At 58.0% G+C, this 23,964-nt stretch carries 26 protein-coding genes; all 26 read left to right on the top strand.

All coding sequences use genetic code 11. The annotated features are described in order from the left end of the window. Positions 1 to 8: 8 nt before the first annotated feature. The gene (gene fliG / locus AC06G8_RS12890; protein WP_447661172.1) at positions 9 to 1,022 is read left to right on the top strand and encodes a flagellar motor switch protein FliG; all 1,014 of its coding nucleotides are present in this window, start codon (positions 9 to 11) and stop codon (positions 1,020 to 1,022) included. Then, the gene (locus tag AC06G8_RS12885) at positions 1,015 to 1,851 is read left to right on the top strand and encodes a FliH/SctL family protein (protein WP_447661171.1); all 837 of its coding nucleotides are present in this window, start codon (positions 1,015 to 1,017) and stop codon (positions 1,849 to 1,851) included. The genes fliG and AC06G8_RS12885 overlap by 8 nt, the downstream gene beginning before the upstream one ends. After that, positions 1,848 to 3,173: a flagellar protein export ATPase FliI gene (gene fliI, locus AC06G8_RS12880; RefSeq protein WP_447661170.1), complete on the top strand. Its 1,326-nt coding sequence runs from the start codon at positions 1,848 to 1,850 to the stop codon at positions 3,171 to 3,173. Before AC06G8_RS12885 ends, fliI begins: the two co-directional genes overlap by 4 nt. 8 nt (positions 3,174 to 3,181) lie before the next feature. Next, entirely contained in the window at positions 3,182 to 3,628 is a 447-nt protein-coding gene (fliJ, locus tag AC06G8_RS12875; protein WP_447661169.1) for a flagellar export protein FliJ, read from the top strand. A 53-nt stretch (positions 3,629 to 3,681) separates the two neighbouring features. Next, the gene (locus AC06G8_RS12870) at positions 3,682 to 4,581 is read left to right on the top strand and encodes a MotE family protein (RefSeq protein ID WP_447661168.1); all 900 of its coding nucleotides are present in this window, start codon (positions 3,682 to 3,684) and stop codon (positions 4,579 to 4,581) included. Positions 4,582 to 4,596: 15 nt separating this feature from the next. Next, positions 4,597 to 6,180 carry a flagellar hook-length control protein FliK gene (locus AC06G8_RS12865; RefSeq protein WP_480283051.1) on the top strand — a complete coding sequence of 528 codons (1,584 nt, stop codon included), beginning with the start codon at positions 4,597 to 4,599 and terminating at the stop codon, positions 6,178 to 6,180. A gap of 23 nt (positions 6,181 to 6,203) precedes the next feature. Beyond that, complete coding sequence (locus AC06G8_RS12860) at positions 6,204 to 6,701, top strand: flagellar hook capping FlgD N-terminal domain-containing protein (RefSeq protein ID WP_447661166.1); 498 nt, start codon at positions 6,204 to 6,206, stop codon at positions 6,699 to 6,701. A gap of 37 nt (positions 6,702 to 6,738) precedes the next feature. After that, a complete protein-coding gene (gene flgG, locus AC06G8_RS12855) occupies positions 6,739 to 7,554 on the top strand; it encodes a flagellar basal body rod protein FlgG (protein WP_447661165.1) in 816 nt (271 codons plus the stop codon). 89 nt (positions 7,555 to 7,643) lie between these two features. Further along, positions 7,644 to 7,862 (top strand): flagellar FlbD family protein, encoded by a 219-nt coding sequence (locus AC06G8_RS12850; protein WP_021879168.1) that lies wholly within the window; start codon positions 7,644 to 7,646, stop codon positions 7,860 to 7,862. 5 nt (positions 7,863 to 7,867) lie between these two features. Continuing rightward, entirely contained in the window at positions 7,868 to 8,350 is a 483-nt protein-coding gene (locus tag AC06G8_RS12845; RefSeq protein WP_480283050.1) for a flagellar basal body-associated FliL family protein, read from the top strand. A gap of 36 nt (positions 8,351 to 8,386) precedes the next feature. After that, positions 8,387 to 9,388: a flagellar motor switch protein FliM gene (fliM, locus tag AC06G8_RS12840; protein WP_447661163.1), complete on the top strand. Its 1,002-nt coding sequence runs from the start codon at positions 8,387 to 8,389 to the stop codon at positions 9,386 to 9,388. Next, entirely contained in the window at positions 9,378 to 10,643 is a 1,266-nt protein-coding gene (gene fliY / locus AC06G8_RS12835; protein WP_480283049.1) for a flagellar motor switch phosphatase FliY, read from the top strand. The genes fliM and fliY overlap by 11 nt, the downstream gene beginning before the upstream one ends. A gap of 24 nt (positions 10,644 to 10,667) precedes the next feature. Beyond that, positions 10,668 to 11,030 carry a response regulator gene (locus AC06G8_RS12830; protein WP_447661161.1) on the top strand — a complete coding sequence of 121 codons (363 nt, stop codon included), beginning with the start codon at positions 10,668 to 10,670 and terminating at the stop codon, positions 11,028 to 11,030. Positions 11,031 to 11,036: 6 nt separating this feature from the next. Next, on the top strand, positions 11,037 to 11,669 hold the full coding sequence (locus tag AC06G8_RS12825) for a FliO/MopB family protein (protein ID WP_480283048.1): 633 nt from the start codon (positions 11,037 to 11,039) through the stop codon (positions 11,667 to 11,669). A gap of 23 nt (positions 11,670 to 11,692) precedes the next feature. Then, positions 11,693 to 12,418: a flagellar type III secretion system pore protein FliP gene (fliP, locus tag AC06G8_RS12820; RefSeq protein ID WP_480285436.1), complete on the top strand. Its 726-nt coding sequence runs from the start codon at positions 11,693 to 11,695 to the stop codon at positions 12,416 to 12,418. Positions 12,419 to 12,442: 24 nt separating this feature from the next. Continuing rightward, positions 12,443 to 12,712, top strand: a complete 270-nt coding sequence (gene fliQ, locus AC06G8_RS12815) for a flagellar biosynthesis protein FliQ (RefSeq protein WP_021879160.1) — start codon at positions 12,443 to 12,445, stop codon at positions 12,710 to 12,712. 10 nt (positions 12,713 to 12,722) lie between these two features. Next, complete coding sequence (fliR, locus tag AC06G8_RS12810; protein ID WP_480283047.1) at positions 12,723 to 13,520, top strand: flagellar biosynthetic protein FliR; 798 nt, start codon at positions 12,723 to 12,725, stop codon at positions 13,518 to 13,520. A gap of 14 nt (positions 13,521 to 13,534) precedes the next feature. Beyond that, a complete protein-coding gene (gene flhB, locus AC06G8_RS12805; protein WP_447661158.1) occupies positions 13,535 to 14,629 on the top strand; it encodes a flagellar biosynthesis protein FlhB in 1,095 nt (364 codons plus the stop codon). A gap of 23 nt (positions 14,630 to 14,652) precedes the next feature. After that, positions 14,653 to 16,686, top strand: a complete 2,034-nt coding sequence (flhA, locus tag AC06G8_RS12800; protein WP_480283046.1) for a flagellar biosynthesis protein FlhA — start codon at positions 14,653 to 14,655, stop codon at positions 16,684 to 16,686. After that, positions 16,683 to 18,050 carry a flagellar biosynthesis GTPase FlhF gene (gene flhF, locus AC06G8_RS12795; protein WP_480283045.1) on the top strand — a complete coding sequence of 456 codons (1,368 nt, stop codon included), beginning with the start codon at positions 16,683 to 16,685 and terminating at the stop codon, positions 18,048 to 18,050. Before flhA ends, flhF begins: the two co-directional genes overlap by 4 nt. Beyond that, positions 18,043 to 18,912 (top strand): MinD/ParA family protein, encoded by an 870-nt coding sequence (locus tag AC06G8_RS12790; protein WP_480283044.1) that lies wholly within the window; start codon positions 18,043 to 18,045, stop codon positions 18,910 to 18,912. The genes flhF and AC06G8_RS12790 overlap by 8 nt, the downstream gene beginning before the upstream one ends. A 30-nt stretch (positions 18,913 to 18,942) precedes the next feature. Further along, entirely contained in the window at positions 18,943 to 20,268 is a 1,326-nt protein-coding gene (locus AC06G8_RS12785; protein ID WP_480283043.1) for a protein-glutamate methylesterase/protein-glutamine glutaminase, read from the top strand. A gap of 38 nt (positions 20,269 to 20,306) precedes the next feature. After that, positions 20,307 to 22,361, top strand: a complete 2,055-nt coding sequence (locus AC06G8_RS12780; RefSeq protein ID WP_480283042.1) for a chemotaxis protein CheW — start codon at positions 20,307 to 20,309, stop codon at positions 22,359 to 22,361. Between the two features lie 23 nt (positions 22,362 to 22,384). Then, positions 22,385 to 22,846: a chemotaxis protein CheW gene (locus AC06G8_RS12775; RefSeq protein ID WP_447661152.1), complete on the top strand. Its 462-nt coding sequence runs from the start codon at positions 22,385 to 22,387 to the stop codon at positions 22,844 to 22,846. A gap of 5 nt (positions 22,847 to 22,851) precedes the next feature. Then, positions 22,852 to 23,472, top strand: a complete 621-nt coding sequence (locus AC06G8_RS12770) for a chemotaxis protein CheC (protein WP_447661151.1) — start codon at positions 22,852 to 22,854, stop codon at positions 23,470 to 23,472. Beyond that, complete coding sequence (locus AC06G8_RS12765) at positions 23,469 to 23,963, top strand: chemotaxis protein CheD (protein ID WP_447661150.1); 495 nt, start codon at positions 23,469 to 23,471, stop codon at positions 23,961 to 23,963. Before AC06G8_RS12770 ends, AC06G8_RS12765 begins: the two co-directional genes overlap by 4 nt. Position 23,964: the final 1 nt, after the last annotated feature.

Below are 23,964 nucleotides of genomic sequence, written 5' to 3'. Positions count from 1 at the left end.
GGCAACTCATGGTTAAAGCGCTGCAAAGCTTGAGCGGGCGCCAAAAGGCTGCCATTTTGCTGATCACGCTCGGCCCGGATGTATCGGCCCAGATCTTCAAGCATCTGAGGGAAGAGGAAATCGAGCAGCTGACTCTGGAAATCGCCAACGTGAGGAAGGTCGACAGCTCGGAGCGGGACACGATCATGAGCGAGTTCTATCAGATCTGCCTAGCTCAGGAGTATATCTCCCAAGGCGGCATCGCGTACGCGAAGGATATCCTCGAGAAGGCGCTCGGCTCGCAAAAGGCTTTGGAGGTCATCAGCAGGCTTACGGCGACGCTGCAAGTAAGGCCTTTCGACTTTGCCCGCAAGGCGGAGCCGGCCCAGATCCTGAACTTCATCCAGAACGAAAATACCCAGACGATTGCTCTCGTGCTGTCGTACCTTCAGCCGGAGCAGGCTTCTCATATTCTTTCTTCGCTTCCTCAAGAGAAGCAGGCGGAAGTCGCCCGCAGGGTCGCGCTGATGGACAGCACCTCTCCTGAGGTCATCTCTCAGGTGGAGAGGGTGCTGGAACAGAAGCTGAGCGCGACCGTGACCCAAGACTACACGAACGCGGGCGGCATCGACTCCATCGTTCAGATTCTGAACGGCGTCGATCGCGGCACCGAGCGGACGATTCTGGATTCCCTGGAAATTCAAGACCCGGAGCTGGCGGAAGAGATCAAGAAGCGGATGTTCGTCTTCGAAGACATCGTCAGCATCGACAACCGTTCCATCCAGCGCATCATCCGCGATATCGAGAGCGCCGACCTTCAGCTTGCGCTCAAGGTGGCAAGCGAGGAAGTGCGCGAAGCGATCTTCCGGAACATGTCCAAGCGGATGGCAGAGACGTTCAAGGAAGAAATGGAATTCATGGGTCCCGTGCGGCTGCGTGACGTCGAGGAAGCCCAGACGCGCATCGTAGGAACGATCCGCAGGCTGGAGGAATCCGGTGACATCATCATCGCCCGCGGCGGAGGAGATGACATCATTGTCTAATCTGTTCAAATCCTCGCAGGTTGTCCCCCAGGAACAGCTTCAGCGGCTGGAGAGATTTTACCGGAAACCTGCCGCCAGCGAATCGGACGGATTCAGCGAGCAGCACAATCGCGTCGAGATCCGCCCGGATGCAGCCACGGAGTCTCTGCGCAGCCAGATCCTCGGCGACGCCCAGAGCGTCGCCGAGGAGACGCTGGCGGATGCGGCCAGGCAAGCCCAGGAGCTGCTTGAACAGGCCCGTCAGGAAGCCGAGGATTGGTGGCATGCCAGACGGGCGGACGATGAACGGATCGCCGAAGAAGCCCGCCTGGCCGGATATGGCGATGGCTTCAGCCAAGGCAGCCAGGATGCCGAGGCAGCGCTGCGGAAGGAATGGGAGCAGAGAATCGAGGAATCCTCCTCCATTCTTGAATCCTCCTTCCGAATGAAGGAACAGATCATCCAGGAGGCGGAGCCGTTCCTCGTCGAGCTGAGTTGCGCCATTGCAGAGAAGCTGGTCGGCAAGCAGCTGGATCTTGAGCCCGAAATCGCCATCGAGCTCATCCGCAGCATGCTTTCCCGGCGAAGAGAGAATGGCAGCATCGTTCTGTGCGTCAGTCCCGCGCAGCTCTCATCGGTTCTGGCCGCCAGGGACGAGCTGGAGCTGTCGATCGATTCTCAGGCCGAGCTGCAGATCCTGCCCGACGCATCGGTCAAGGATCACGGCTGCGTGATCCGGACCGCATTCGGCAGCATCGATGCCCGCATCGACACGCAGCTGTCCGAAATCAAACGTGAGCTGATGGGAATCGCTTCCCAGCGTGAAGGTCAGGAGGCGCCTGCTTCATGAATTACCGGATTCCCAAGGCTTCGAGATATACGGAGCAGCTCGAGGGCATCGATCCTGTGCGCATCAACGGCAAAGTAACCCAGGTCATCGGGCTTACCGTCGAAAGCGAAGGACCCGATGCCGGCATCGGGGATGTCTGCCAGATCTATCCCGGAAGAGGGGCGCTCCCGCTCCTTGCCGAAGTCGTCGGTTTCCGGGACAATAGGCTGATTCTCATGCCGCTCGGAGATCTCAATGCGATCGCCCCTGGATGCGACGTCGTAGGCACAGGCAAGCCGCTTACGGTCCAGGTCGGGGCGGAGCTGCTCGGCAAAGTGCTTGACGGCCTCGGGCGGCCTCTTGACGGCAGCTTCATTCCCAGCCGCATGATCCGCTATCCGACGACCGCGCCTCCAAGCAATCCGCTCTTCAGACCGCGCGTCCAGCAGCCGCTGGGCATCGGGGTTCGCGCGATCGACGGCCTGCTTACCGTAGGCCAAGGCCAGCGCGTCGGGATTTTTGCAGGCTCGGGGGTTGGAAAGAGCACGCTGCTGGGGATGATCGCCCGCAATACTGCTGCCGACGTCAATGTGATTGCTCTCATCGGCGAACGCGGACGAGAGGTGCTCGAGTTCATCGAGAAGGATCTGGGACCGGAAGGGCTGGCCCGTTCCGTCGTGATCGTGGCCACATCCGATCAGCCGGCGTTGATCCGCATCAAGGGCGCGGTAATCGCGACGACGATTGCGGAGTACTTCCGGGACCGCGGCATGAACGTCATGCTGATGATGGATTCGGTCACCCGGTATGCGATGGCGCAGCGGGAAGTCGGGCTGGCGGTCGGAGAGCCTCCGGCGACGAGAGGGTACACGCCGTCGGTCTTCGCCGGCCTTCCCAAGCTGCTTGAAAGAGCGGGCACAGGGCCGACGGGGTCCATAACGGCTTTTTATACCGTTCTCGTGGATGGGGACGACATGAATGAGCCGGTAGCGGATGCCGTGAGAGGCATTCTCGACGGACACATCGTCTTAAGCCGCGACTTGGCTCAGAAAGGCCATTTTCCGGCGATCGACGTGCTCGCCTCGGTAAGCCGGGTCATGAAGGAGATCATAGATCCCGAGCATCAGGAGGCGGCTTCCGCTCTCAAAAAGATGCTCGCTGTCTATAAAGATTCGGAGGACTTGATCAATATCGGGGCGTACCAGCCCGGATCGAACAAGGAGATCGACCAGGCGATCAGCCAGATGGACGGAATCCTGGATTTCACGCAGCAACGAACGAATGAAAAAGCCCATTTTGACGAGACGCTGGACCATCTGATCCGGCAATTCAACGGGAGCTGAACAGAGACGTGACGGCATTCCGCTATGCATATCAAAGCATTGTCAACTTGAAGCAAAGCGAGACGACGCAAGCCAAATGGGGACTCACGGCCGCGCTCGATCTGCTGCATGCGGAGGAGATGTCCCTGTCCGAGCTGCATGCGGAGCGTATGCGCTGGGAAGGGAAGCTTGAAGAGCTCGGCATGCAAGGAAGCCCGCTCATGGAGCTGCAAGCGATCCAGCGGTTCCTCTCCCATCTGGATGCCTGCATTGGAAGCAAGCAGCAAGTCGTGCAGGCGGCAGAGAACGAAGTCGAATCCTCCAGGCATCGTCTGGCAGAGCGTAAGATCCAGGAGAAGATCTGGCTGAAATCCAAAGAAAAAGCCTTGAACCGATTCAAGGCTGCGCAGCTTGCCGGAGAGCAGGCGGAGCTCGATGAAATCGCGGTCCAACGCCATTCGCGCGCCGCGCTTTAGCAGAATGCAAGATGAGGCAGTCGGGGACGACTCATGCCCCCGGGAGGGATGAAATGTTGGCAGAAGAACATGAGAAACAAAGCTACAGCGGAATGGAACGCTTCCTGTTTTTTGTCACGCCGTTGCTGTTCACGCTGGTGCTGGTGCTGGTGCTTCTAGTGGTGTTCAACCCGTCGCTCCGCTCGAGGCTGATGGATACCGGACGCAGCATTCCGGTAGTCGGATCGCTCATTCCGGAAAGCCAGAGCGCATCCGGCGCCCCTGTTCAGGACAACGGCGATGCTCAGCGCAAGCAGATCGCCGGTCTGCAGGGAGATTTGCAAGCAGCGAAAGGGAAACTTCAGGCCGCTGAGGCGGAGAAGGCTTCCCTCGAGAAGGAAATCAACGATCTGCAGGACAAGCTCGACCAGCTGATCAAAAGCGACGAGCAGAAAAAGTTGAGCAGCAGCGAGTATCAAGCCAAAATAACGGAGCTCGCAGGAATGTTCTCCTCGATGACGCCGAGCAAAGCGGCTCCAATTATTCAGAATATGACCTTGGAAGAAGCTGTGCTCGTGCTGAACTCGATGGACAGCCGATCCCAAGGAGCGATTCTGGCCAAAATGGATCCAAAGCTGGCAGCCGAGACGGCAGCGAGGCTGAAGGATTCCGTTCCGGTCCAGGATCAACAGATTGCTGCCTTGCAATCGAGAATCCGGCAGGCTTCCAGCGCAGCTCCTGCATCCGGCTCAGCGCTGCTCAGCGAAGATCAGCTCAGCAAAACGTTCGAATCGATGGATCCGGCGAAGGCGGCGCAGCTGCTGATGGCGATGTCGGATGTGAGCGCGAGCAAAGTGCTTCGAATTCTTGGCTCGGTCAGCGATTCCAAACGCTCGTCAATCGTTCAGGAGATGTCGGGACTAGACAAAAAGCTGACTTCTCAGCTCGTGAGCAAGCTCATGGCGGGAAAATAGAATAGGAGGTGAACAATGGAGATCACGACGTCTCAACCGGCTGCAGCAACCGGCCCGGGAACATCAGCGCAAGCGGCCGGAGGCAAGGCGGCCGGAGCTGCCCCTTTCAGCCAAGCAATGGCAGGAGCATTGCAGACGGGCGTTCAGGGTCAAGCCACTCCGAATGCGGGAACGGCTCCGCAGGACGCCATTGCGGCTGCTGCGGCATTGGCAGCCTCGCTTGTACTGAACGCAGCTCCTGTGCTGAACTCAGCTCCCGTGCTGCCTGACGGCATGGAGCCGAGCGCCCCGGCTCCAGCAGACGGAGCGCTGCAGGAAGCTCTGCAGCCCGGAGAAGCCAGTCCAGCCGCAGCTTCCTCCGAGGAGCAGGCAGCCGAGCCGCTGCTTGCCAAATTGGAGGAGCTGCTTGATCAGCTTTACGAAGGCAAGGAAGAGGATGGCTCCATTCCGCTCGAGGATTGGCAGCAAGCCGCTTCCGAGCTCGGAGCCCTGCTTGCGCTGCTCGGCATTCAGCCGCCTCCTGCAGTGAAGCTTGCTGGCGATGGCCAGCAGGGGCAGGATGAGCCTGCAGCTGCTTCCGCAACGGCAGCCGCCAAGGGGGAAGTCGGAGAGCTGCTGTTGGCTCTGAGGCAGCAATTGCCCGACGTTCTCGCCAAGCCACCCGGTAAGGTCGATTCCCAGGCGTTGACCCAGGCGCAGCTGACCAAGCTGCAGAGCCTGCTCGAAGCGCCGCAAACAGCCAAATCCGCTCCAGGCGGAACGATTCCGGAGGGTCAGCCTGAAGAGACTCCTTTTGCGGGTATTCCGGCTTCCGGCACAACGCTTCTGGCGAAGCTCGAAGCGCCGCAAACAGCCAAATCCGCTCCAGGCGGAACGATTCCGGACGGTCAGCCTGAAGGGACTCCTTTTGCGGGTATTCCGGCTTCCGGCACAACGCTTCTGGCGAAGCTCGAAGCATCTTCAGCCCATATCCGTGCGGCGGTCAACGCCGCGGCGGGAGGCGCTCAGGGAGATGATGCCGTGCAGCCAGCCATGCTCATATCGGAAACGAATGAACAGCCGTCGTCAGCCGCGACCTATGCAACAGGAAATGTCCAGCCGGGAGCTGCGGTTCCGGACAGCCCTGAAGCGACTGTAAAAGTGCCTGTCCATCGGTTTGCCCAGGAGGTGGCCGGGCTCGTCTTGAAGAAGCTTGATGTCTCGTCTTCATCCGGCATGACAGAAGCAAGATTGACGCTGACCCCGGAGAACTTGGGGCAGGTGGACGTCAAGCTTCAAATCCACAACGGCCAATTGACGGCGCTGTTCGCAGCGGATTCGCCGGCGGCGAGGGAAGCGATCGAGAACCAGCTGGGCCAGCTCAGGATGTCCTTGCAAAACCAAGGCTTCCAGGTTGAACGGCTTGATGTTTCGGCCTCAAGCCAGCTTCAGACCTCGCTTTCATTCGGCCAGCAGAGCCGGGGCGGAGGCGAACAGGGCGGCCAGTTTGCACGAAATGGTTCCGACCGCCCTGAAGAACAGGGCATGCAGGAAGCTGAAGTCATCCAGACCGCCATTCGCGAGCTGGGATACGGCAGGGCAATTAACGAAACGGCATAAGCCGGTTTCGAGGGGGATCAACGATGGCAGCATCCGTGAACGCCAATTCCATTTATCCGTTCGTGAGCCAAAAGAATTCCAAGGCGTCGTCGACAAGCATGGACAACTCCACGCTCGGCAAGGATGCCTTCCTGCAGCTTCTGGTCGCACAGCTGAAATATCAGGACCCGATGAATCCGTCCGACAACACGACTTACATCGCTCAGCTCGCTCAGTTCTCTTCTGTCGAGCAGCTGTCGAACATTTCCGGACAGCTCAACGTGCAGGGACAGAATCTGGGACTTACATCCGATCTCATCGGGAAGCAAGCGGAATGGGACATCTTTGATGCTGCCGGCAAGCTGACGACCGCAAGCGGCCTCGTCGATTCGGTCGTGCTCAAGGACGGCATCCAGTATATCGTCTCCAGCGGGAATTATGTTCCGATCGACGCGCTGAAGTCCATCCGATCCGATGCGGCGGAAGAGGCTCCGGAACAGGCGCCGGAAGAGTCTTCCGGAGAACAGCCGGCAGGAGCCTGAAAGAGCAGTATCCATCCATTTAGGAGGTTGATAGATTATGTTGAGATCTATGTATTCGGGCGTTTCCGGCATGCGGGGCTTCCAAACCAAGCTTGATGTCATCGGCAACAATATTGCGAACGTGAACACCGTCGGCTTCAAAGCGGGACGGGTCATGTTCCAGGATATTCTGAGCCAGACTGTCGCAGGAGCGACGCAGCCTGAAGATGGAGCGCGCGGCGGCAAAAACGCGCAGCAGATCGGCCTTGGCGTGACGGTGGCCTCGATCGACACCCTGCATACGGCGGGCAGCGCCATGACGACCAACGTGCCGACGGATCTGCGCATTGACGGAGACGGATTTTTCGCCGTCCGTCCTGCGGGAATGGAAGACGGCTTCTATCTGACGCGTGCCGGCAACTTCTCGGTCGATGCCGCGGGACAGCTGGTCAACGCCGACGGCGCGCTCGTGCTCAGCTCCGACGGCGAACCGATTTCGCTGGCCGGAGTCAGCGCCTTCACGATCGGCAAGGACGGCTCGGTGACAGGCGTCAATGCGGACGGAACGACAGGAGATGTCATCGCCACCATCGGCGTCGTGAAAGTGACCAATCCGAACGGCCTGGAAAAAGTCGGCGGCAACCTTTACCGCTCTACGGTGAATTCCAATGCCGAGGAGCTGGCTATCGGAGCTCCCGGAGATCCGGAGACCGGAACGGGCAACATCGTAGCCGGCCAGCTGGAGATGTCCAACGTCGACCTTACGAGCGAGTTCACGGAAATGATCGTTGCGCAGCGCGGTTTCCAAGCCAACTCCCGAATCATTACGACATCGGATGAAATTCTTCAGGAGCTCGTCAATCTGAAGAGATAATTGATCTAGCCCTGTCGGTTTGAATCCGCAGGCCGAGCTCTACTCGGCGTCATCGGTTCGGCCAAGGGCGCAGCCGCGGGAGGGTTCACATGATTGAAGTAACAAGGCTCAACGGCAGCAAGCTGATGATCAATGCCCTGTTAATCGAGCTCCTGGAAGAAACGCCGGATACGCTCGTGACGATGACCACCGGCAAAAAAATGGTCGTTGTGGAGTCGGCTGCCGTTCTGGCCGGGCGGATGACCGATTTCTACCGCTCCATCGGCCTCGCGGCATCATCTCATAAGAGTGGATATACGGAGGAATAAGCGCTATGAAAAAAATGCTTCCCTGGCTGATCACCACGCTGCTGGCAATTTCGCTCATCGCTGTGGTGGCGGTCATTCTGTACAACTCGCTCCTGAAGGAGCCTGCAACGGCTTCAGGAGGGGATACAGCCAAGACGACGGCGGCAGCCGCCAAGGTCAAGCCGCTTACGGCTGACGAACGTGTCGAGGTAACGTCCGAGCTCAAGGATATCAAGCGGAATCTGAAGGACGACAACAAATTCCTGCTCGTGAGCTTCGCTTTCCAGCTGGACAAAAAGGCGACGAAGGAAGACTTCGACAAGATCAAGGATATCGTCGTGAAGCCGATCATCAACCGTACGCTTGCAGATACGGAAGCCCAGTCGCTGCAAGGCTCCGCCGGGCAGGATGCGCTCGAGGCCAAGCTGCTCAACCAAATCAATGAAGTTCTTCCCAAAGGCAAGCTGATCAAGGTTTCCATCACGGACTATACCTTGACGGAAATCTAGGACGGCCAAGTGAGATAAGCGAAGGAGGTGAGAGTAATGGTGGATGTGCTTTCCCAGAATGAGATCGACGCTCTGCTTGCCGCCTTGTCGTCCGGGGAGATGGATGCGGAGGAACTGAAGAAGGAAGAAAGCCAGAAGAAGATCCGCGCGTACGATTTCAAGCGGGCGGTCCGGTTTTCCAAGGACCATATACGAAGCTTGACCCGGATTCATGAAAACTTCGCCCGATACTTGACGACTTATTTCTCGGCGCAGCTGCGAACGTTCGTGCAGATCAGCGTCGTGCAGGTAGAACAGCTTCCGTACGACGAATTCATCCGCTCGATTCCCAAAATGACCATTCTGAACATCTTTGAGGCGGAGCCGCTGGAGGGAAGGATGGTGCTTGAAGTCCATCCCAACGTGGCATATGCCATGGTCGACAGGCTGCTTGGAGGCACAGGAACCGCTCCCGCCAAGATCGGGGCGCTCACGGAGATCGAAACCATGATCATGGAGAAAATCTTCAGCCGTGCCTTCGAAAGCCTGCAGGAAGCCTGGAAAACGGTGTACGATATATCGCCGAGGCTGGACTCGCTTGAAACGAACCCGCAGTTCATGCAGATCGTTTCTCCCAACGAAACGATCGCTTTGATTTCATTGAGCACGAAAATCGGGGATACGACCGGCATGATCAACTTGTGCATTCCGCATGTGGTCATCGAGCCGATCATGCCGAGACTGTCTGTGCATCACTGGTTCGTATCCCAGAAGAAGTCGCGTGCCCCTGAAGAAGTGGAGATCCTGGAGCAGCGCGTACATAAAGCGAAGCTGCCGATCATCGCCGAGCTCGGAGAATCCTCCATTACGGTGAGAGAGTTCATGAGCCTTGCCTCAGGAGATGTCATTTCCTTGAAGAAGCCGGTCGGTGAAGGCTTGCATATCAAGGTTGGAGAAAAGCTGAAGTTCATCGGCAGCCCGGGATCGGTCCGCGACCGCCTTGCTGTCCAGGTGGACGAGATCGTAAGCGAAGGAGCAGACGAAGATTATGACGAGTAAGGATTATTTGTCCCAGGAGGAGATCGATGCCCTGCTCCGGCAGAGCTCGGACGGTTATTCCGCCGCTCCTTCCGACACGGCAGGCGAGGCGCAGATATCCCAATACCTGAGCTCAATCGAGCAGGATGCTCTGGGCGAGATCGGCAACATCACGTTCGGAAGCGCGGCTACCGCGCTGTCTACCCTGCTGGGAAGAAAAGTGGACATCACGACTCCGCAGGTCGCCCTGATCAAGCGGGAAGATCTCGCCGACGAATTCCCCCGGCCTCATGTCGCGGTGTCGGTCAGCTATGTAGAAGGCTTTCAAGGCATCAATTCGCTGGTCATCAGGTCAAAGGATGCCGGCGTTATCGCCGATCTGATGCTTGGCGGCGAAGGCGACGTCGGCCAGACGGAGCTCAATGACATCCATATCAGCGCCGTGCAGGAAGCGATGAACCAAATGATGGGTTCTTCGGCGACATCGATGTCGACGATCTTCAACCGGATGGTCAACATCTCGCCTCCCGGCATCGATATCCTCGATGTGGAGCAAGGCGGAGGACTCGCCCAGCTGCCGCCGGATGACGTCTTCATCAAAGTCAGCTTCCGGCTGATGATCGGAGACCTGATCGATTCGACGATCATGCAGCTGCTGCCGGTCAACTTCGCCAAGCAGATGGTCGACACGCTGATGGGCGGAAGCGGGGATGAGGCCGCCGCATCATCTGCGGCTCCATCAATCGAAACGGCTTCAACAGCTCCATACTCGGAACCATCGGTGCAGCAGCCCGTCCAACAGCAGCCTGTTCATGAACTACCGGTGCATCAACAGCCCGTCCAACAGCAGCCTGTTTATGAACAGCCGGCCTATCAGCAGCCAACGGCCTATATGCACGCCGCACCCGCTGTCAACAACCAAGGCCCGCAGACTTTCGGCGCTCCGGTAGGCCGCAACGTCAATGTCCAGCCGGTTCAATTTTCCGGTTTCCAGCCGGGATATCCTCAAGGAGACGAGAGCAATCTCGGCCTGCTCCTCGATATCCCGCTGAAAGTAACCGTAGAGCTTGGACGCACGCAAAAACAGATCAAGGATATTCTTGAGCTGTCGCAAGGCTCCATCATCGAGCTCGACAAGCTGGCAGGCGAGCCCGTAGACATTCTGGTGAACAACAAGCTGATTGCAAAAGGCGAAGTTGTCGTCATTGATGAGAATTTCGGGGTCCGGGTCACGGATATCGTGAGCCAGTGGGACCGCATGACCAAAATTCAATAAGTGCATCCTGGGAGGAAATGACAAATGGCAAACCGTATTCTGATCGTTGATGACGCTGCATTCATGCGAATGATGATTCGCGATATCCTGACTAAAAATGGCTACGAGGTCGTAGGCGAGGCTCAAGACGGATCGCAGGCAATCGAAAAATACAAAGAAGTCAAGCCGGATCTGATTACGATGGACATCACGATGCCGGAGATGGACGGCATCGCCGCATTGAAGGAAATCAGGAAAATCGACCCGAACGTGAAAGTCATCATGTGCTCGGCCATGGGCCAGCAAGCGATGGTCATCGACGCCATTCAAGCAGGCGCGAAAGATTTCATCGTGAAGCCGTTCCAGGCAGACCGGGTCATCGAGGCCATCAAGAAGACGCTTGGGTAACGGAAAATGCCATTGTTAGCCGGATTGGCGGCTCAGGCGGCCGCTCCTTCCGCTTCACCAAAGCCTGATGGAACGCTTGATTATCCCCTTCCTTCCGGCGGGAGCGAGGTGCCGCACTTCGCGAGCGGGGGCATGACGGGCAGCGTGGTCTGGGTGCTGGTCTCGCTTGCTCTTGTCATCGGATTGATCACCCTCCTTATACGCTGGCTCTCCAAGCGAAGCCAGCTGATGGGAGGCGCAAGAGCTCTTGAACAGCTTGGAGGATTGACGCTCGGACCGAACAAGTCGATCCAGGTCATCGAAGCGGCTGGCAGAATCTATGTTGTCGGCGTCGGCGAGAATGTGACGCTTCTGGACCGGTTCCCGGCAGGGGAAGAAGCGGATAGCCTCCGCAGCCAGCTGCTGGAGAAGCGCAATGCCGCATCCGGCGTGCCGCTGGGGGAATGGGTGCGCAGAATCCAAGGCAAGACAGGAGAAGGGAACCGGTCTGTTCAAGCTTCAGCCGATGACGACAAGGAAGAGGCGAAGCGGTTCCAGAAGCTGCTGCATCAAAAGCTCGAGCAGCAATCCAGACAGCAGGAAGAGCTTGAACAGCTGTTCCAGGAATCTAGAGACAGGGATCGGTTGAGGGACGAATGACAAGAAAACGTATGCTTTCTCTAATGACTGTCCTGGCCATGTCGCTTGCCTGGCAGAGCGCCGCTTATGCCGAGCCTCTGCCGGGCATCGATATCAACATTGGCGGTGATAGCGCCGGAGGAACGAGCGCTTTATCCATCCTATTGATGGTGACCGTTCTGACGGTTGCTCCTTCCTTCCTTATTCTTATGACCAGCTTTACCCGGATTGTCATCGTGCTTGGTTTCGTGCGCACTTCGCTCGGAACCCAGCAGATGCCTCCGAATCAGGTTCTGATCGGTCTGGCATTGTTTTTGACGCTTTTCATCATGTCTCCTACGCTTTCGCAAGTGAATGATACGGCCCTGCAGCCTTATATGAAGGGTGAGCTGACTCAGACCGAGGCGCTTGAAAAAGCGGCCGTGCCGATGAAGAAGTTCATGTTCCAGCATACGAGGGAAAAAGACCTGCTGCTGTTTCTGAACTACACCAAAGCGGAAAAGCCCAAAACCTATCAGGATATTCCGATCACGGTGCTGGTGCCTGCATACGCGATCAGCGAACTGAAGACAGCGTTCCAGATGGGATTCATGATCTTCATTCCCTTTTTGATTATCGACATGGTTGTTTCCAGTACGCTGATGGCGATGGGGATGATGATGCTGCCGCCGGTCATGATCTCGCTTCCTTTCAAAATTCTGCTGTTTGTTCTCGTAGACGGGTGGTATTTGGTCATCAAGTCGCTGCTGCTCAGCTTTAATCCGTCATGACCGCAGAAGAAGGAGGGGAATGCGATGAGTTCCAATTTCATCATCGGCTTGGCGGGTCAGGCGATGTTCGTCATGCTGAAGGCGAGCGCGCCCATGCTTATTCTCGGGCTTGTCGTCGGACTAGCCGTCAGCATTTTTCAAGCCACGACTCAGATCCAGGAACAGACGCTTGCGTTCGTCCCGAAGATCGTCGCCGTATTGGCCGCGGTTCTGCTGTTCGGTCCATGGATATTGAACACGCTGGTGGATTTCACCTACAACCTGCTGAACAACCTGCACAACTATATCGGGTAGGCAGAGGCTGATGGAACAATTTCTTAACGGATTTCCTATTTTTTTGCTGATTTTTTGTCGAATGACCTCTTTTTTTGTAGTCGCGCCTGTCTTTTCCGCTCGAACCGTGCCGGCGAGGCTCAAGATCGGCATCGGTTTCGCCGTTTCGCTTCTTGTGTACTTCTCGTACGGAATCAAGCAGACGGCTGCTGCCGACGCGGGCTTCATCCTGCTGATCCTCCAGGAAATCCTGATCGGGCTCCTGCTTGGATTCATCGTCTACCTGTTCTTCACGGTCGTCCAGACGGCCGGCGCGTTCATCGATCTGCAGATGGGCCTCGCCATGTCGAACATCATCGATCCGCTGAGCGGAACGTCGGCGCCGATTACCGGCAATCTCAAGTATATGGTGCTGACGCTGCTGTTTCTGACGATGAACGGCCATCTGTACATGCTTCAAGCGCTGATGAACAGCTACAGCTGGATGCCTCTCAAGCTGGGGCTGATGGAGCATATCTCCAGCGGCTTGATCTCGGACTTCCTCGTCAGGGCGTTCTCCCAGTCTTTCCTGCTCGCCCTGCAGATCGCGGCGCCGATAGTCGTGGCCATGTTCCTGACGGATGTCGGTCTTGGCTTCCTGGCGCGGACAGCGCCTCAATACAACGTATTCGTCATCGGCGCTCCGCTCAAAATTATGCTCGGCATCCTGCTGCTGATGCTGCTGATGCCGTCTCTCGGCGTTTTGTTCGGGCATTTGTTCAGCCTGATGTTCGAGAAGCTCGGCGAGCTGTTCAACGCGGTCGGCAGCAAAGGCGGGACAGGCTCTTGAGGAGGGACACGGCCATGAGGCTCCGGTTCAAAGTCGACCTGCAGCTGTTCAACGGCGAGAAGACCGAAAAAGCGACGCCGAAGAAGCGCAGCGAGGCTCGCGACAAGGGCCAGATCGCCAAAACCCACGAGCTTCCCGGCGCTTTCATCATCTTGTTCGTCATTGGAAGCTTCCTCGTCCTCGGAGGGTATTACAAGGAACGGATCTACCGTATTTTCGGCAGTCTTTTCAACGACTGGCTCACTCTGGATCTGACCTCGGGCAACGTCATGTCGCTGTTCTATCACGTCATGATGGAGCTGCTCATGCTGCTGGCTCCGATTCTGCTGCTCGCATTCGTGGCGGCGGCGGCATTCAACTACGTGCAGGTAGGCTTCCTGCTCACGGGAACGCCGCTCAAGCCCGACTTCAAGAAACTGAATCCGATCAGCGGATTCAAGAATATCTTCTCGATGCGGTCGGTCGCGGAATTCTTCAAGAGCATCATCAAGCTGATCGTTGTCGGAGTGGTCGTGTTCTACACGATCTGGGGAGAATGGGGACGCATTCTCATGCTGGGACATTCTCCCGTCGAACACATCTTCACGTTCACAGCCGGCCTGACCTTGAAGCTCGGCCTCGAATTCGCCTCGCTGATGATCGTCATCGCGGCTGCGGACTATTTCTATCAGAAATACGAGTACGAGAAGAATCTGCGAATGTCGAAGCAGGACATCAAGGATGAGTACATCAAGAGCGAAGGCAATCCGCTCATCAAGGGGAAGATCAAGGAGCGGCAGCGGAAAATGGCGCTTCAGCGCATGATGCAGGAAGTGCCCAAGGCCGATGTCGTCATTACGAACCCGACCCACTTCGCCATCGCCATCCGTTACGACGGCACGCGCATGCAGGCTCCCGTCATTCTGGCGAAGGGAATGGATTACGTCGCCTTGAGGATCAAGGAAGTTGCGAAGGAGAACGGAGTCGTCACCATGGAGAACCGTCCGCTGGCAAGAGCCTTGTACGACAGGACGGAGATCGGGGACAGCATCCCGCCGGATCTGTTCCAAGCGGTCGCGGAAGTACTGGCCTATGTATACAAGCTGAAAGGCCGCAGCAAATCATCTTAATTCAGTAAGCGGAGGCATTCGTCATGAAACCGAGGGACCTGGCAATCTTGGTAGGGATTATCGGCATTGTCCTAATGATGGTCATCCCCATCCCTACTTTTCTGATGGACTTCCTGCTCGTAATCAACATATCGGTCGCTCTTATCATTCTCTTAATAGCGATGAATACAAAAGAAGCGCTGGATTTTTCCATCTTTCCGGCCCTCCTGTTGATTACGACTTTGTTCAGGCTCGCCCTCAACGTATCGACAACCCGCAACATTCTTGTCCATGCCCACGCAGGCGAGGTGGTCCAGACATTCGGAAACTGGGTTGCCGGAGGCCAGGTCGCCATCGGCTTTGTCGTGTTCCTGATCTTGGTTGTCGTGCAGTTCATCGTCATCACCAAAGGCTCCGAGAGGGTCGCAGAGGTTGCGGCAAGGTTCACGCTCGATGCCATGCCGGGCAAGCAGATGAGCATCGATGCGGATCTCAATGCAGGCATGATCAACGAGCAGCAGGCTCGGACCCGCCGCTCAAAGATCGAGCGGGAAGCCGACTTCTACGGCTCGATGGACGGCGCGAGCAAATTCGTCAAGGGTGATGCGATCGCGTCGATCATCATCCTCATCATCAACCTTCTCGGAGGTTTCATCATCGGGATGGCGGTGCACGGGATGGGCTTCTCCGAGGCGCTCAACACGTATTCGATCCTGACGATCGGCGACGGACTCGTCAGTCAAGTACCGGCGCTGCTTATCTCTACGGCTGCCGGCCTGATCGTGACAAGATCGGCATCGGAAGGCAATCTGGCCCATGACCTGACCAGCCAGATTCTGCGGTATCCACAGCTGCTGTTCGTCGTGGCCGGCACCATCGCTCTGCTGGGACTGTTCACTCCGATCGGAATCATCCGCACGTTCCCGATCGCGGGACTGCTTGTTTACCTGGGGTGGAAGATGCAGGGCGAGCAAAGCCGCGCGATCGCAGAGCAGGAGCAGATGGTGGAGGAGAAGGAGATCGAGGAAGTGCGGAGCCCGGAAAGCGTCGTGAACCTGCTGCATGTGGATCCGATCGAATTCGAATTCGGCTACGGCCTCATCCCGCTCGCGGATACGCAGCAGGGGGGCGATCTTCTGGACCGGATCATCATGATCCGCCGCCAGTGCGCGCTCGAGCTCGGGCTTGTCGTTCCCGTGATTCGCATCCGGGACAACATTCAGCTTCGTCCGAACGAATACATCATTAAAATCAAAGGCAATACGGTCGCCCGCGGCGACCTGCTCCTGAATCATTATCTGGCGATGAGCCCGGGTTTCGAGGACGAGTCCATCATCGGCATCGAAACGATGGAGCCGGCCTTCGGACTTCCGGCATTATGGATCGACGAGGCGACCAAGGAGAGGGCCGAGATGTCCGGCTACACCGTCGTCGATCCGCCGTCGGTCGTCGCCACCCATCTGACCGAGATCATCAAGCGCCACGCCCATGAGCTGCTCGGCAGACAGGAGACGAAGGCGCTCATCGACAACATGCGGGAAGCGTACCCGGCGCTCGTGGAAGAACTCATTCCTTCCGTCATGACGATCGGGGATGTGCAGAAAGTGCTGGCCAAGCTGCTCAAGGAGAAAATCTCGATCCGGGACCTTGTCAGCATCTTCGAGACTCTGGCCGATCACGGGCTGTACTCGAAGGATACCGACATTCTGACGGAATACGCCCGCCAGGCTCTCTCCCGTCAGATTACGCAGCAGTACAGCACAGGCGGCACCTCGATGCGGGTCATTACGGTCAGCCCGGCGCTGGAGAAGAAGATCGCCGAAGCCGTTCAGCAGTCGGAGCATGGCAGCTACCTGGCCATGGACCCGATCGCTACCCAGCAGATCTGCAATAAAGTCAGCGAGCAAGTCAATCGGCAGATCCAGTCCGGACACCAGCCGGTCGTGCTTGCTTCGCCGACGATCCGCATGTATCTGCGGCAGATGATCGAACGGGTGATGGGAGACATTCCGGTCCTGTCTTACAGCGAGCTGGAGCCTTCCATTGAAGTTCAGAGCATAGGGACGGTGAGCTTGTGAGAGTAAAGCGTTACGTCGTGTCGTCCATGCCGGAGGCTATGGCGCTTATCCGAGGAGATTTGGGCAAGGATGCCGTCATTTTGAGCACGAAGGAAATCAAGACCGGAGGGTTCCTCGGCATGTTCGGCAAAAAAGGCATAGAGGTCGTTGCGGCTGCGGAAACCGTCAGCCCTCCGCCGCCCTCCGCCGCATTGGCCGATACCCTTCAATCGCTGGCAGCAGCGGCGACAAGGCAGCCGGTTTCGACCGATTCAGGGGCAACGCCCAGGCAGCCGGCTCCTTTGGCTTCTGCGGCAGCCCCGTCTGCTCCGGCCTCGCTGGCAGCGGCCAAGTACAAGGCGGTCGCGAAGCCTGCGGCCAGCCCGCCTGCATTTGCAAGCGAAACCGCTCCTGAACCTGCTGTATCCGCTGGGGAAGCGGCCGCTTCAAACGGCTTCGCTGCCGCCGCCCAGGCAAGCGGCTTCCGCGAGCCGGCCGCTCAAGGAATGGAGCAGGATCTGCTCCGGGAAGTTCGCGACCTTAGAACCTGGATCCGTCAGCTATCCGGCGCCCAGGCCGCCGAAACGGTACCGGTCCATGTGTCCAGCCTGATGGATAGGCTGGAAGCCCAGGAGGTCAAGACTGCTTGGCGGGAAAGGCTTCTGGCCGACTTGCAGGCCAAGCCTGAATACAGCGTTCTGAGCGAAGATCCGCAAGCTCTATGGGCGGCAGCCGCAGAGCAATTGCAGATGTGGCTGGAGCCTTATATGGGAGAGAAACCGGCAGAACATAGCCGGGTCCTGCATTTCGTCGGTCCGACAGGCGTCGGCAAGACGACGACTATCGCGAAGCTGGCGGCGGATCTTACTTTGCGCCGTCGCAAAGCAGTCGGCTTGATCACGGCGGATACCTATCGCATCGCCGCTGTCGATCAGCTTCGGACCTATGCGGATATTTTGGGAATCCCGCTGGAAGTCGTATTCTCCCCCGCGGAAGCGGCAAGGGCATTTCAGCAGCTGGACCAGAAGGATGCCGTGCTCATGGATACGGCCGGCAGGAATTACCGCAGCGAGCTGCAGATCCACGAGGTCAACAGCTTGCTGAGAAACAGCGAGGATGCGGATACGCTGCTGGTGCTCAGCCTGACCGCCCGCACGCCGGATATGGAGGCGGTAGCGCAGCCTTTCATCCGGCATGGGGTGGACAAGGTCATCTTCACCAAGCTGGATGAAACGACGGTGTACGGCGCGGCCTTCAATCTGATCATGGATCACGGACTGAAGCCGGCTTATCTGGCCTTCGGCCAGACCGTTCCGGATGATCTCGAGCCGTTCCGGTCAGAGCGTTATGTGAAGCTGCTTCTGGGAAACCATCCGAATGAGTGACCAAGCCCAGGCGCTTCGCAATCTGATCAAGGAGCGGGCGGGCGGGCGGATGGAAAAGAACGCGCGGCTGCTTACGGTGACGAGCGGGAAGGGCGGAGTCGGCAAGTCCAACTTCAGTCTGAATTTCGGACTCGCGCTGCAGTCTCTGGGCCGAAAAGTGCTCATCATCGACGCGGATATCGGCATGGCCAATCTGGACGTGCTGATGGGCATTCCGGCGCCATACTCTCTCTATCATCTGTTCACCGGTGACAAAAGCATCCGTGACATCATCCAATTGGGACCATCCGGGCTGCATTTCGTAGCTGGCGGGTCCGGATTCCGGGAGCTGCTTCATCTTACGGATCGGCAGCTTCAGGAAGCGGACGAGCAGCTCGGCATGCTCCAGGGGGAATATGATTTCATCCTGTTCGATACCGGCGCGGGACTGACGCGGGAGTCGGAACGATTCATCCAGGCGGCCCACGAAACCTTCGTCGTGACGACTCCCGAGCCGACATCCATCACGGATGCTTACGCGCTCGTCAAGATGGTTTCGGGAAGCATGCCGGATACGCGGTTCCGGGTAGTCGTCAATCGTGCCTTCGATGAACAGGAAGGACGCCATGCGGCGGCCAAGATGGACATGGCGGCAGACCGCTTTCTCGGTATCCGCCTTCCTTACGGCGGTTACGTTGCGGATGACAGCAAGGTGGGCAAAGCGGTCCGGACGCAGAAGCCTTTCCTCATCGCTTATCCGGATTCGGACGCGGCAAGGAACATCATGCAGATTGCCCGGCAATACCTCGATTTGCCGGCAGACAGTCTTCCTCATCGCAGCGTCAAAGGTATTCTACAGCAGTGGTTCAGTCGGAAACGTTAACCTTTGGCTTCAGATGGGAGAGATAGGGAGATGGAGAAGTTCCGTATTTTGATCGTGGACGATTCCGCCTTCATGCGTGCCATTATTCGGGATTTAATCCTGCAAGACCCGGATTTTGAGGTTGCCGGGACGGCGGCGACAGGCAGGGAAGCGCTGGAGGCCGCAAGGCTTCTCGCACCCGATGCCATGACTATGGATCTGGAGATGCCCGAAATGAACGGGCTCGAAGCTCTCGTGGCAGTCATGGAGAGCCGCCCGCTTCCGGTGATCATGTTCTCCGGCATCAGCGAGGAACATACCTCGCTCACGATTGCCGCACTGCAGCAGGGAGCATTCGACTTCATCCGCAAGCCTTCACCCGCTTCGCCCCCAGGGGAGATTGAAACGATCGGACGCTTGCTGAGGGAGAAGCTGCATACCGCTCTTCAATTCCGAGGCCGACTGATCCATCCTCGCCTTCCGGCGCGGGAGGCGGGAGGGAAGAAGGAGCTGCATGCACGCAAACAGGCAGCAAAGGATGCCGCCAGCCATGCGAAGCCTTCATCCGCTCCAGGCCCGCGCAGCGCAGCCCGTGGGACACCGGACGAGACACGCAAGACGCGGATTCCTCCTGTTGCGGATGCCAAGCGCAGGCAAGCAAGCGCAAGTGAAGCCCCCCTTTCCAAGGAGCGGGCAGCACGGCCGGCTTCAGGCGCCTCGCGGCCTGCGAGGACGGGGATGCCTTCCAATCCGCATGCGTCAGCTGAGGAATCGGTCCCCAAATCTCTGGCTTCCAGGGAAAAGTGGACGCAGGTTGTCGCCATCGGCACATCGACTGGCGGACCGCGAGCGCTCAGCGAAGTGATCGGCTCGCTGCCGGCAGACTTGCCGGCCCCGGTGCTGGTCGTCCAGCATATGCCCCCCCGATTCACGGCATCGCTGGCCAAGCGGCTTGAAGCAGGCAGCATGATCGAGGTGAAGGAGGCGGAGCACGGCGAACGCGTGCTTGCCGGCCGTGTCTATATCGCTCCCGGCGGAAGCCACATGGAGCTCGAGAAGGACGGAGCCGGCTACCGGATCCGGCTGACCCAATCGCCGGCAGTCAGCGGGCACCGCCCTTCGGTTGATGTACTGTTCCGCTCCATCGTTCCCTATGCGGAGCTGGAGCGCCATTGCGTTCTGCTTACCGGCATGGGAAGCGACGGCGCGCGAGGCATGCTGGAACTTCGGGAAAGCGGCGCGGCCAGCACGATCACAGAGTCGGAGGAAACCTGCGTGGTGTACGGAATGCCTCGCAGCGCGGTTGAGCTCGGAGGCTCGCAGACGGCTCTGCCGCTTTTCCAAATTGCAGGAGAGCTTGCCCGGCGCTGCACGTAGGGCAGGGCAGCAAACTTAGTTCAGGAGGTGGACCTGTAATGGATATGAACGCTTATCTGTCTATGTTTATCGATGAATCCAATGATCATCTTCAAGCACTCAATGAAAATCTCCTGAAGCTCGAAAGCGATCCGGCCGACATCGGCATTGTCCAGATCATCTTCCGCTCGGCCCATACGCTGAAAGGAATGTCGGCTACGATGGGATTCGAGGATCTTGCTTCCCTTACCCATGAGATGGAGAATGTCCTTGATCTTGTCCGCAACGGCAAGCTGACGATGGACGCTTTCATCTTCGATGTGCTCTTCAAAGGGTTGGATGCTCTGGAGACGATGGTGGCCGACATTACGGCCGGCGGGGCCGGCAAAGCCGATGTCGCCGATCTGCTGTCCTCCCTGAAATCCATCGTGGACGGCAGTTATTTGGCCAAGGACGCGGCAGCGGGAACTCAAGCCGCTTCCAAGAAAGAGAACGGAGCCTCAGCCGATCTGGACGAGTTCCAGCTGTCGGTGCTCAAGCAGTCGGTCGAAAGCGGGCTTAAAGCCGTGCGGCTCGATGTCGAGCTGGAGGATTCCTGCGTGCTGAAAGCAGCGCGTTCGTATATGGTATTCAATTTCCTGGAACAGCACGGAGAAGTCATCAAATCGATTCCGTCGGTGACGGATCTCGAGCAGGAGAAGTTCGACAAGTCCTTCACCGTCATTCTCGTAACAGGCTCCGACGAGCAGGCCATTGCGGAAGGAGCCGGCAGCATTTCCGAAATTGCCTCAGCGGCTGCCAGCCTTCTGGACGAAGCCGCTCTGGAAGCGCTGGCCCATCCAGAAATCCCTGAAGCCGTGAAAGCGGCGGATGCAAGGATAGCGGACGTTCAAGCCGCGTCTTCCGCGACCGCGGAAGCCAAGCGGCAGACGGCGGCAGCGTCGGCTCCCGCAGCTCAGGCCGCATCGCGGACGATACGGGTGGACATAGACCGGCTGGATTCGCTGATGAATCTGTTCAGCGAGCTGCTGATCGACCGGGTCCGGCTGGAGCAGCTCTCTTCCGAGATCGGCCGCACGGAGCTGAGCGAAACGGTCGAGCACCTATCCCGCATCAGCGGCGATCTGCAGAACATCGTGCTCAAGCTCCGCATGGTTCCGATCGATTCCGTCTTCAACCGCTTCCCTCGCATGGTGCGGGATCTGGCCAAAAATCTGAATAAAAAGGTCGATCTCGTCATCGTAGGCGCCGACACCGAGCTGGACCGGACGGTCATCGACGAAATCGGCGATCCTCTCGTCCATCTGCTCCGCAATTCCCTCGACCATGGCCTGGAAACGACGGATGGCCGCCTGGAGGCAGGCAAGCCGGAAACCGGCACGATATTCCTGCGGGCTTATCATAGCGGCAACCATGTCTTTATCGAGGTGGAGGAAGACGGAAGGGGCATCAACTCCGAGAAGGTCAAGGCCAAGGCTGTCGAGAACGGGGTGCTCAGCGCGCAGGAAGCGGCGCGGATGACCCAGGACGAAATCAACAACCTGATCTTCGCGCCCGGCTTCAGCACGGCGGATACGATCTCGGACATTTCGGGCCGCGGGGTCGGACTCGACGTCGTCCGCTCGAAGATTCTTTCCTTGGGCGGCAATGTATCGGTCGAATCCAAGGCCGGCATCGGCTCCAAGTTCAGCATCCAGCTTCCGCTCACGCTGTCGATCATCACCGCGATGCTGATCAAGCTCGGCTCGGAGAAATACGCCATTCCGCTTTCTTCCATCGTGGAAACCGGCATTCTCAGCAGGGACAGCATCCTGAACGTGCATGGCAACCGGATGATTGCATACCGCAATGCGGTCATTCCGCTCGTATCACTGGGCAATGTACTCGAAACAGCCGACTTCAATGAAGAAGAAGAGTTGGAGAGCGAGTACCTTGTCATCCGCAAAGGCGATAAATGGGCGGCAGTCATCGTGGACGACTTCATCGGCCAGAGCGAGATCGTGCTGAAGTCGATGGGCGGTTATCTCGGCCAGATTCCGGCCGTATCCGGAGCGACCATTCTTGGCGATGGCCAGGTCGCCCTCATCATCGATCCGAACGCACTGTTCAAATAAATTATCGGAGGAGGCAAACGGATATGGGAGAAGAACTGAAAGTAATCGTGTTTGCGCTGGGAGAAGAAGAATACGGCATCGAAGTCGATAAAGTGAAGACGGTGGAAAGACTCATGCCGGTGACTCGCGTGCCCAAAACGCCTGCATTCGTGAAGGGAGTCGTCAACCTGCGCGGCATCGTCGTGCCGGTCATCGATCTCCGCGGCCGCTTCGGGCTGGAGGAGACGGAATCGACGGACCAGACCCGCATCATCATCGTGCGCTCCGGAGAGCTGGAGGTCGGATTCATCGTCGATCGCGCCAACGACGTGACGGACATCAATACCGACAACATCGACCTGCCGCCTGAAGTCGTCGGCGGCATCCAGGCCAAGTATTTGCGCGGTATCGCCAAGACGCCGCAGGGCAGGCTTCTCGTCATGCTCAACCTGTCGGAAGTGCTGAACAAGAACGAAATCGTGCAGCTGGAGCAAATGGAGGCTTGACCGAATTGAGCACACTCGACAAGCTGGCCGACTTCGAATTGGATGTCCTGAAGGAAGTCGGCAACATCGGCTCCGGCAACGCGGCAACGGCTCTGTCCACTTTGCTGAACAAGCCGGTCGACATGGCCGTGCCGAAGGTGAGCCTGGTGCCTTTCGAGGAAGTCGCGGAACGGGCCGGAGGCGCCGAGGAACTGGTCATGGCCGTGTTTCTCCGCGTGGAAGGCGAGGCTCCCGGCAATCTGTTCTATTTGATGAACCCGGTCGCGGCCAAGAAGATGCTCCGCAAGCTTGCGGCGATGGAAGTCGAAGAGGATCTCGAATACTCGGAGATGGAATTATCCGCCATTGGAGAAATCGGCAATATTCTCGCCGGCTCCTATTTATCTTCGCTGGCCGATCTCACCAAGCTGAGCCTCGCCCCCAGCGTTCCTGCCGTCGCGATGGACATGGCGGGAGCCGTGCTCGTATACGGGCTTATGCAATACGGAGAAATGGGAGACACAGCGCTGCTGATCGAGACCAAATTTCATGACGGAGGGGAAGTTCTGGAAGGCCAGTTCTTCCTGATTCCGGATCCGGAATCGTTCTCCACTATCTTCCGCTCGCTAGGAGTGCCGCTCGAATGATCCAGCAGCAAGTCGTGAAAGTCGGAATGGCCGACCTCAATATCGCTCTCGACGGCAGCGCCATCCGTACGACGGGACTCGGCTCCTGCGTCGGGCTGACCTTGTACGATTCAGAGAAGAGGATCGGCGGAATGGCCCATGTCATGCTCCCGAATTCATCCATAGCCAGAGAAGCGGATTTCAACCGGGCCAAATATGCCGACACCGCTCTTCCCTTATTGATCGAAGAATTGCAGAAGGCGGGAGCCCGACTTGGACGGCTGTCCGCCAAGATGGCCGGCGGCGCCCAAATGTTCGCGGCCTTGTCGGCCAATGATTCGCTGCGGATCGGTCCCCGCAATGTGGAAAGCTGCACGGCCGTCCTTGCCAGCTACGGCATTCCCATCCTCGCCGAGGATACAGGCGGCAGCTACGGCAGAACGATCGAGCTGGATACAGGCACGGGCATCCTGCATGTCCGCTCCGTCCAGCGGGGCACAAAGGAGTTGTAGG

It is taken from the genome of Paenibacillus sp. SJS-P3 (assembly GCF_056711585.1).
Note: the sequence above shows the minus strand (reverse complement) of the source record. Positions and strands in the feature narration are given on the sequence as shown.

Excerpts from the sequence above, each read along its gene's own strand:
- fliG (WP_447661172.1), top strand. The coding sequence starts at position 9 with ATGGTTAAAGCGCTGCAAAGCTTGAGCGGGCGCCAAAAGGCTGCCATT.
- fliI (WP_447661170.1), top strand. The coding sequence starts at position 1,848 with ATGAATTACCGGATTCCCAAGGCTTCGAGATATACGGAGCAGCTCGAG.
- AC06G8_RS12870 (WP_447661168.1), top strand. The coding sequence starts at position 3,682 with ATGTTGGCAGAAGAACATGAGAAACAAAGCTACAGCGGAATGGAACGC.
- AC06G8_RS12865 (WP_480283051.1), top strand. The coding sequence starts at position 4,597 with ATGGAGATCACGACGTCTCAACCGGCTGCAGCAACCGGCCCGGGAACA.
- AC06G8_RS12860 (WP_447661166.1), top strand. The coding sequence starts at position 6,204 with ATGGCAGCATCCGTGAACGCCAATTCCATTTATCCGTTCGTGAGCCAA.
- flgG (WP_447661165.1), top strand. The coding sequence starts at position 6,739 with ATGTTGAGATCTATGTATTCGGGCGTTTCCGGCATGCGGGGCTTCCAA.
- AC06G8_RS12850 (WP_021879168.1), top strand. The coding sequence starts at position 7,644 with ATGATTGAAGTAACAAGGCTCAACGGCAGCAAGCTGATGATCAATGCC.
- AC06G8_RS12845 (WP_480283050.1), top strand. The coding sequence starts at position 7,868 with ATGAAAAAAATGCTTCCCTGGCTGATCACCACGCTGCTGGCAATTTCG.
- fliM (WP_447661163.1), top strand. The coding sequence starts at position 8,387 with ATGGTGGATGTGCTTTCCCAGAATGAGATCGACGCTCTGCTTGCCGCC.
- fliY (WP_480283049.1), top strand. The coding sequence starts at position 9,378 with ATGACGAGTAAGGATTATTTGTCCCAGGAGGAGATCGATGCCCTGCTC.
- AC06G8_RS12830 (WP_447661161.1), top strand. The coding sequence starts at position 10,668 with ATGGCAAACCGTATTCTGATCGTTGATGACGCTGCATTCATGCGAATG.
- AC06G8_RS12825 (WP_480283048.1), top strand. The coding sequence starts at position 11,037 with ATGCCATTGTTAGCCGGATTGGCGGCTCAGGCGGCCGCTCCTTCCGCT.
- fliP (WP_480285436.1), top strand. The coding sequence starts at position 11,693 with ATGACTGTCCTGGCCATGTCGCTTGCCTGGCAGAGCGCCGCTTATGCC.
- fliQ (WP_021879160.1), top strand. The coding sequence starts at position 12,443 with ATGAGTTCCAATTTCATCATCGGCTTGGCGGGTCAGGCGATGTTCGTC.
- fliR (WP_480283047.1), top strand. The coding sequence starts at position 12,723 with ATGGAACAATTTCTTAACGGATTTCCTATTTTTTTGCTGATTTTTTGT.
- flhB (WP_447661158.1), top strand. The coding sequence starts at position 13,535 with ATGAGGCTCCGGTTCAAAGTCGACCTGCAGCTGTTCAACGGCGAGAAG.
- flhA (WP_480283046.1), top strand. The coding sequence starts at position 14,653 with ATGAAACCGAGGGACCTGGCAATCTTGGTAGGGATTATCGGCATTGTC.
- AC06G8_RS12790 (WP_480283044.1), top strand. The coding sequence starts at position 18,043 with ATGAGTGACCAAGCCCAGGCGCTTCGCAATCTGATCAAGGAGCGGGCG.
- AC06G8_RS12785 (WP_480283043.1), top strand. The coding sequence starts at position 18,943 with ATGGAGAAGTTCCGTATTTTGATCGTGGACGATTCCGCCTTCATGCGT.
- AC06G8_RS12780 (WP_480283042.1), top strand. The coding sequence starts at position 20,307 with ATGGATATGAACGCTTATCTGTCTATGTTTATCGATGAATCCAATGAT.
- AC06G8_RS12775 (WP_447661152.1), top strand. The coding sequence starts at position 22,385 with ATGGGAGAAGAACTGAAAGTAATCGTGTTTGCGCTGGGAGAAGAAGAA.
- AC06G8_RS12765 (WP_447661150.1), top strand. The coding sequence starts at position 23,469 with ATGATCCAGCAGCAAGTCGTGAAAGTCGGAATGGCCGACCTCAATATC.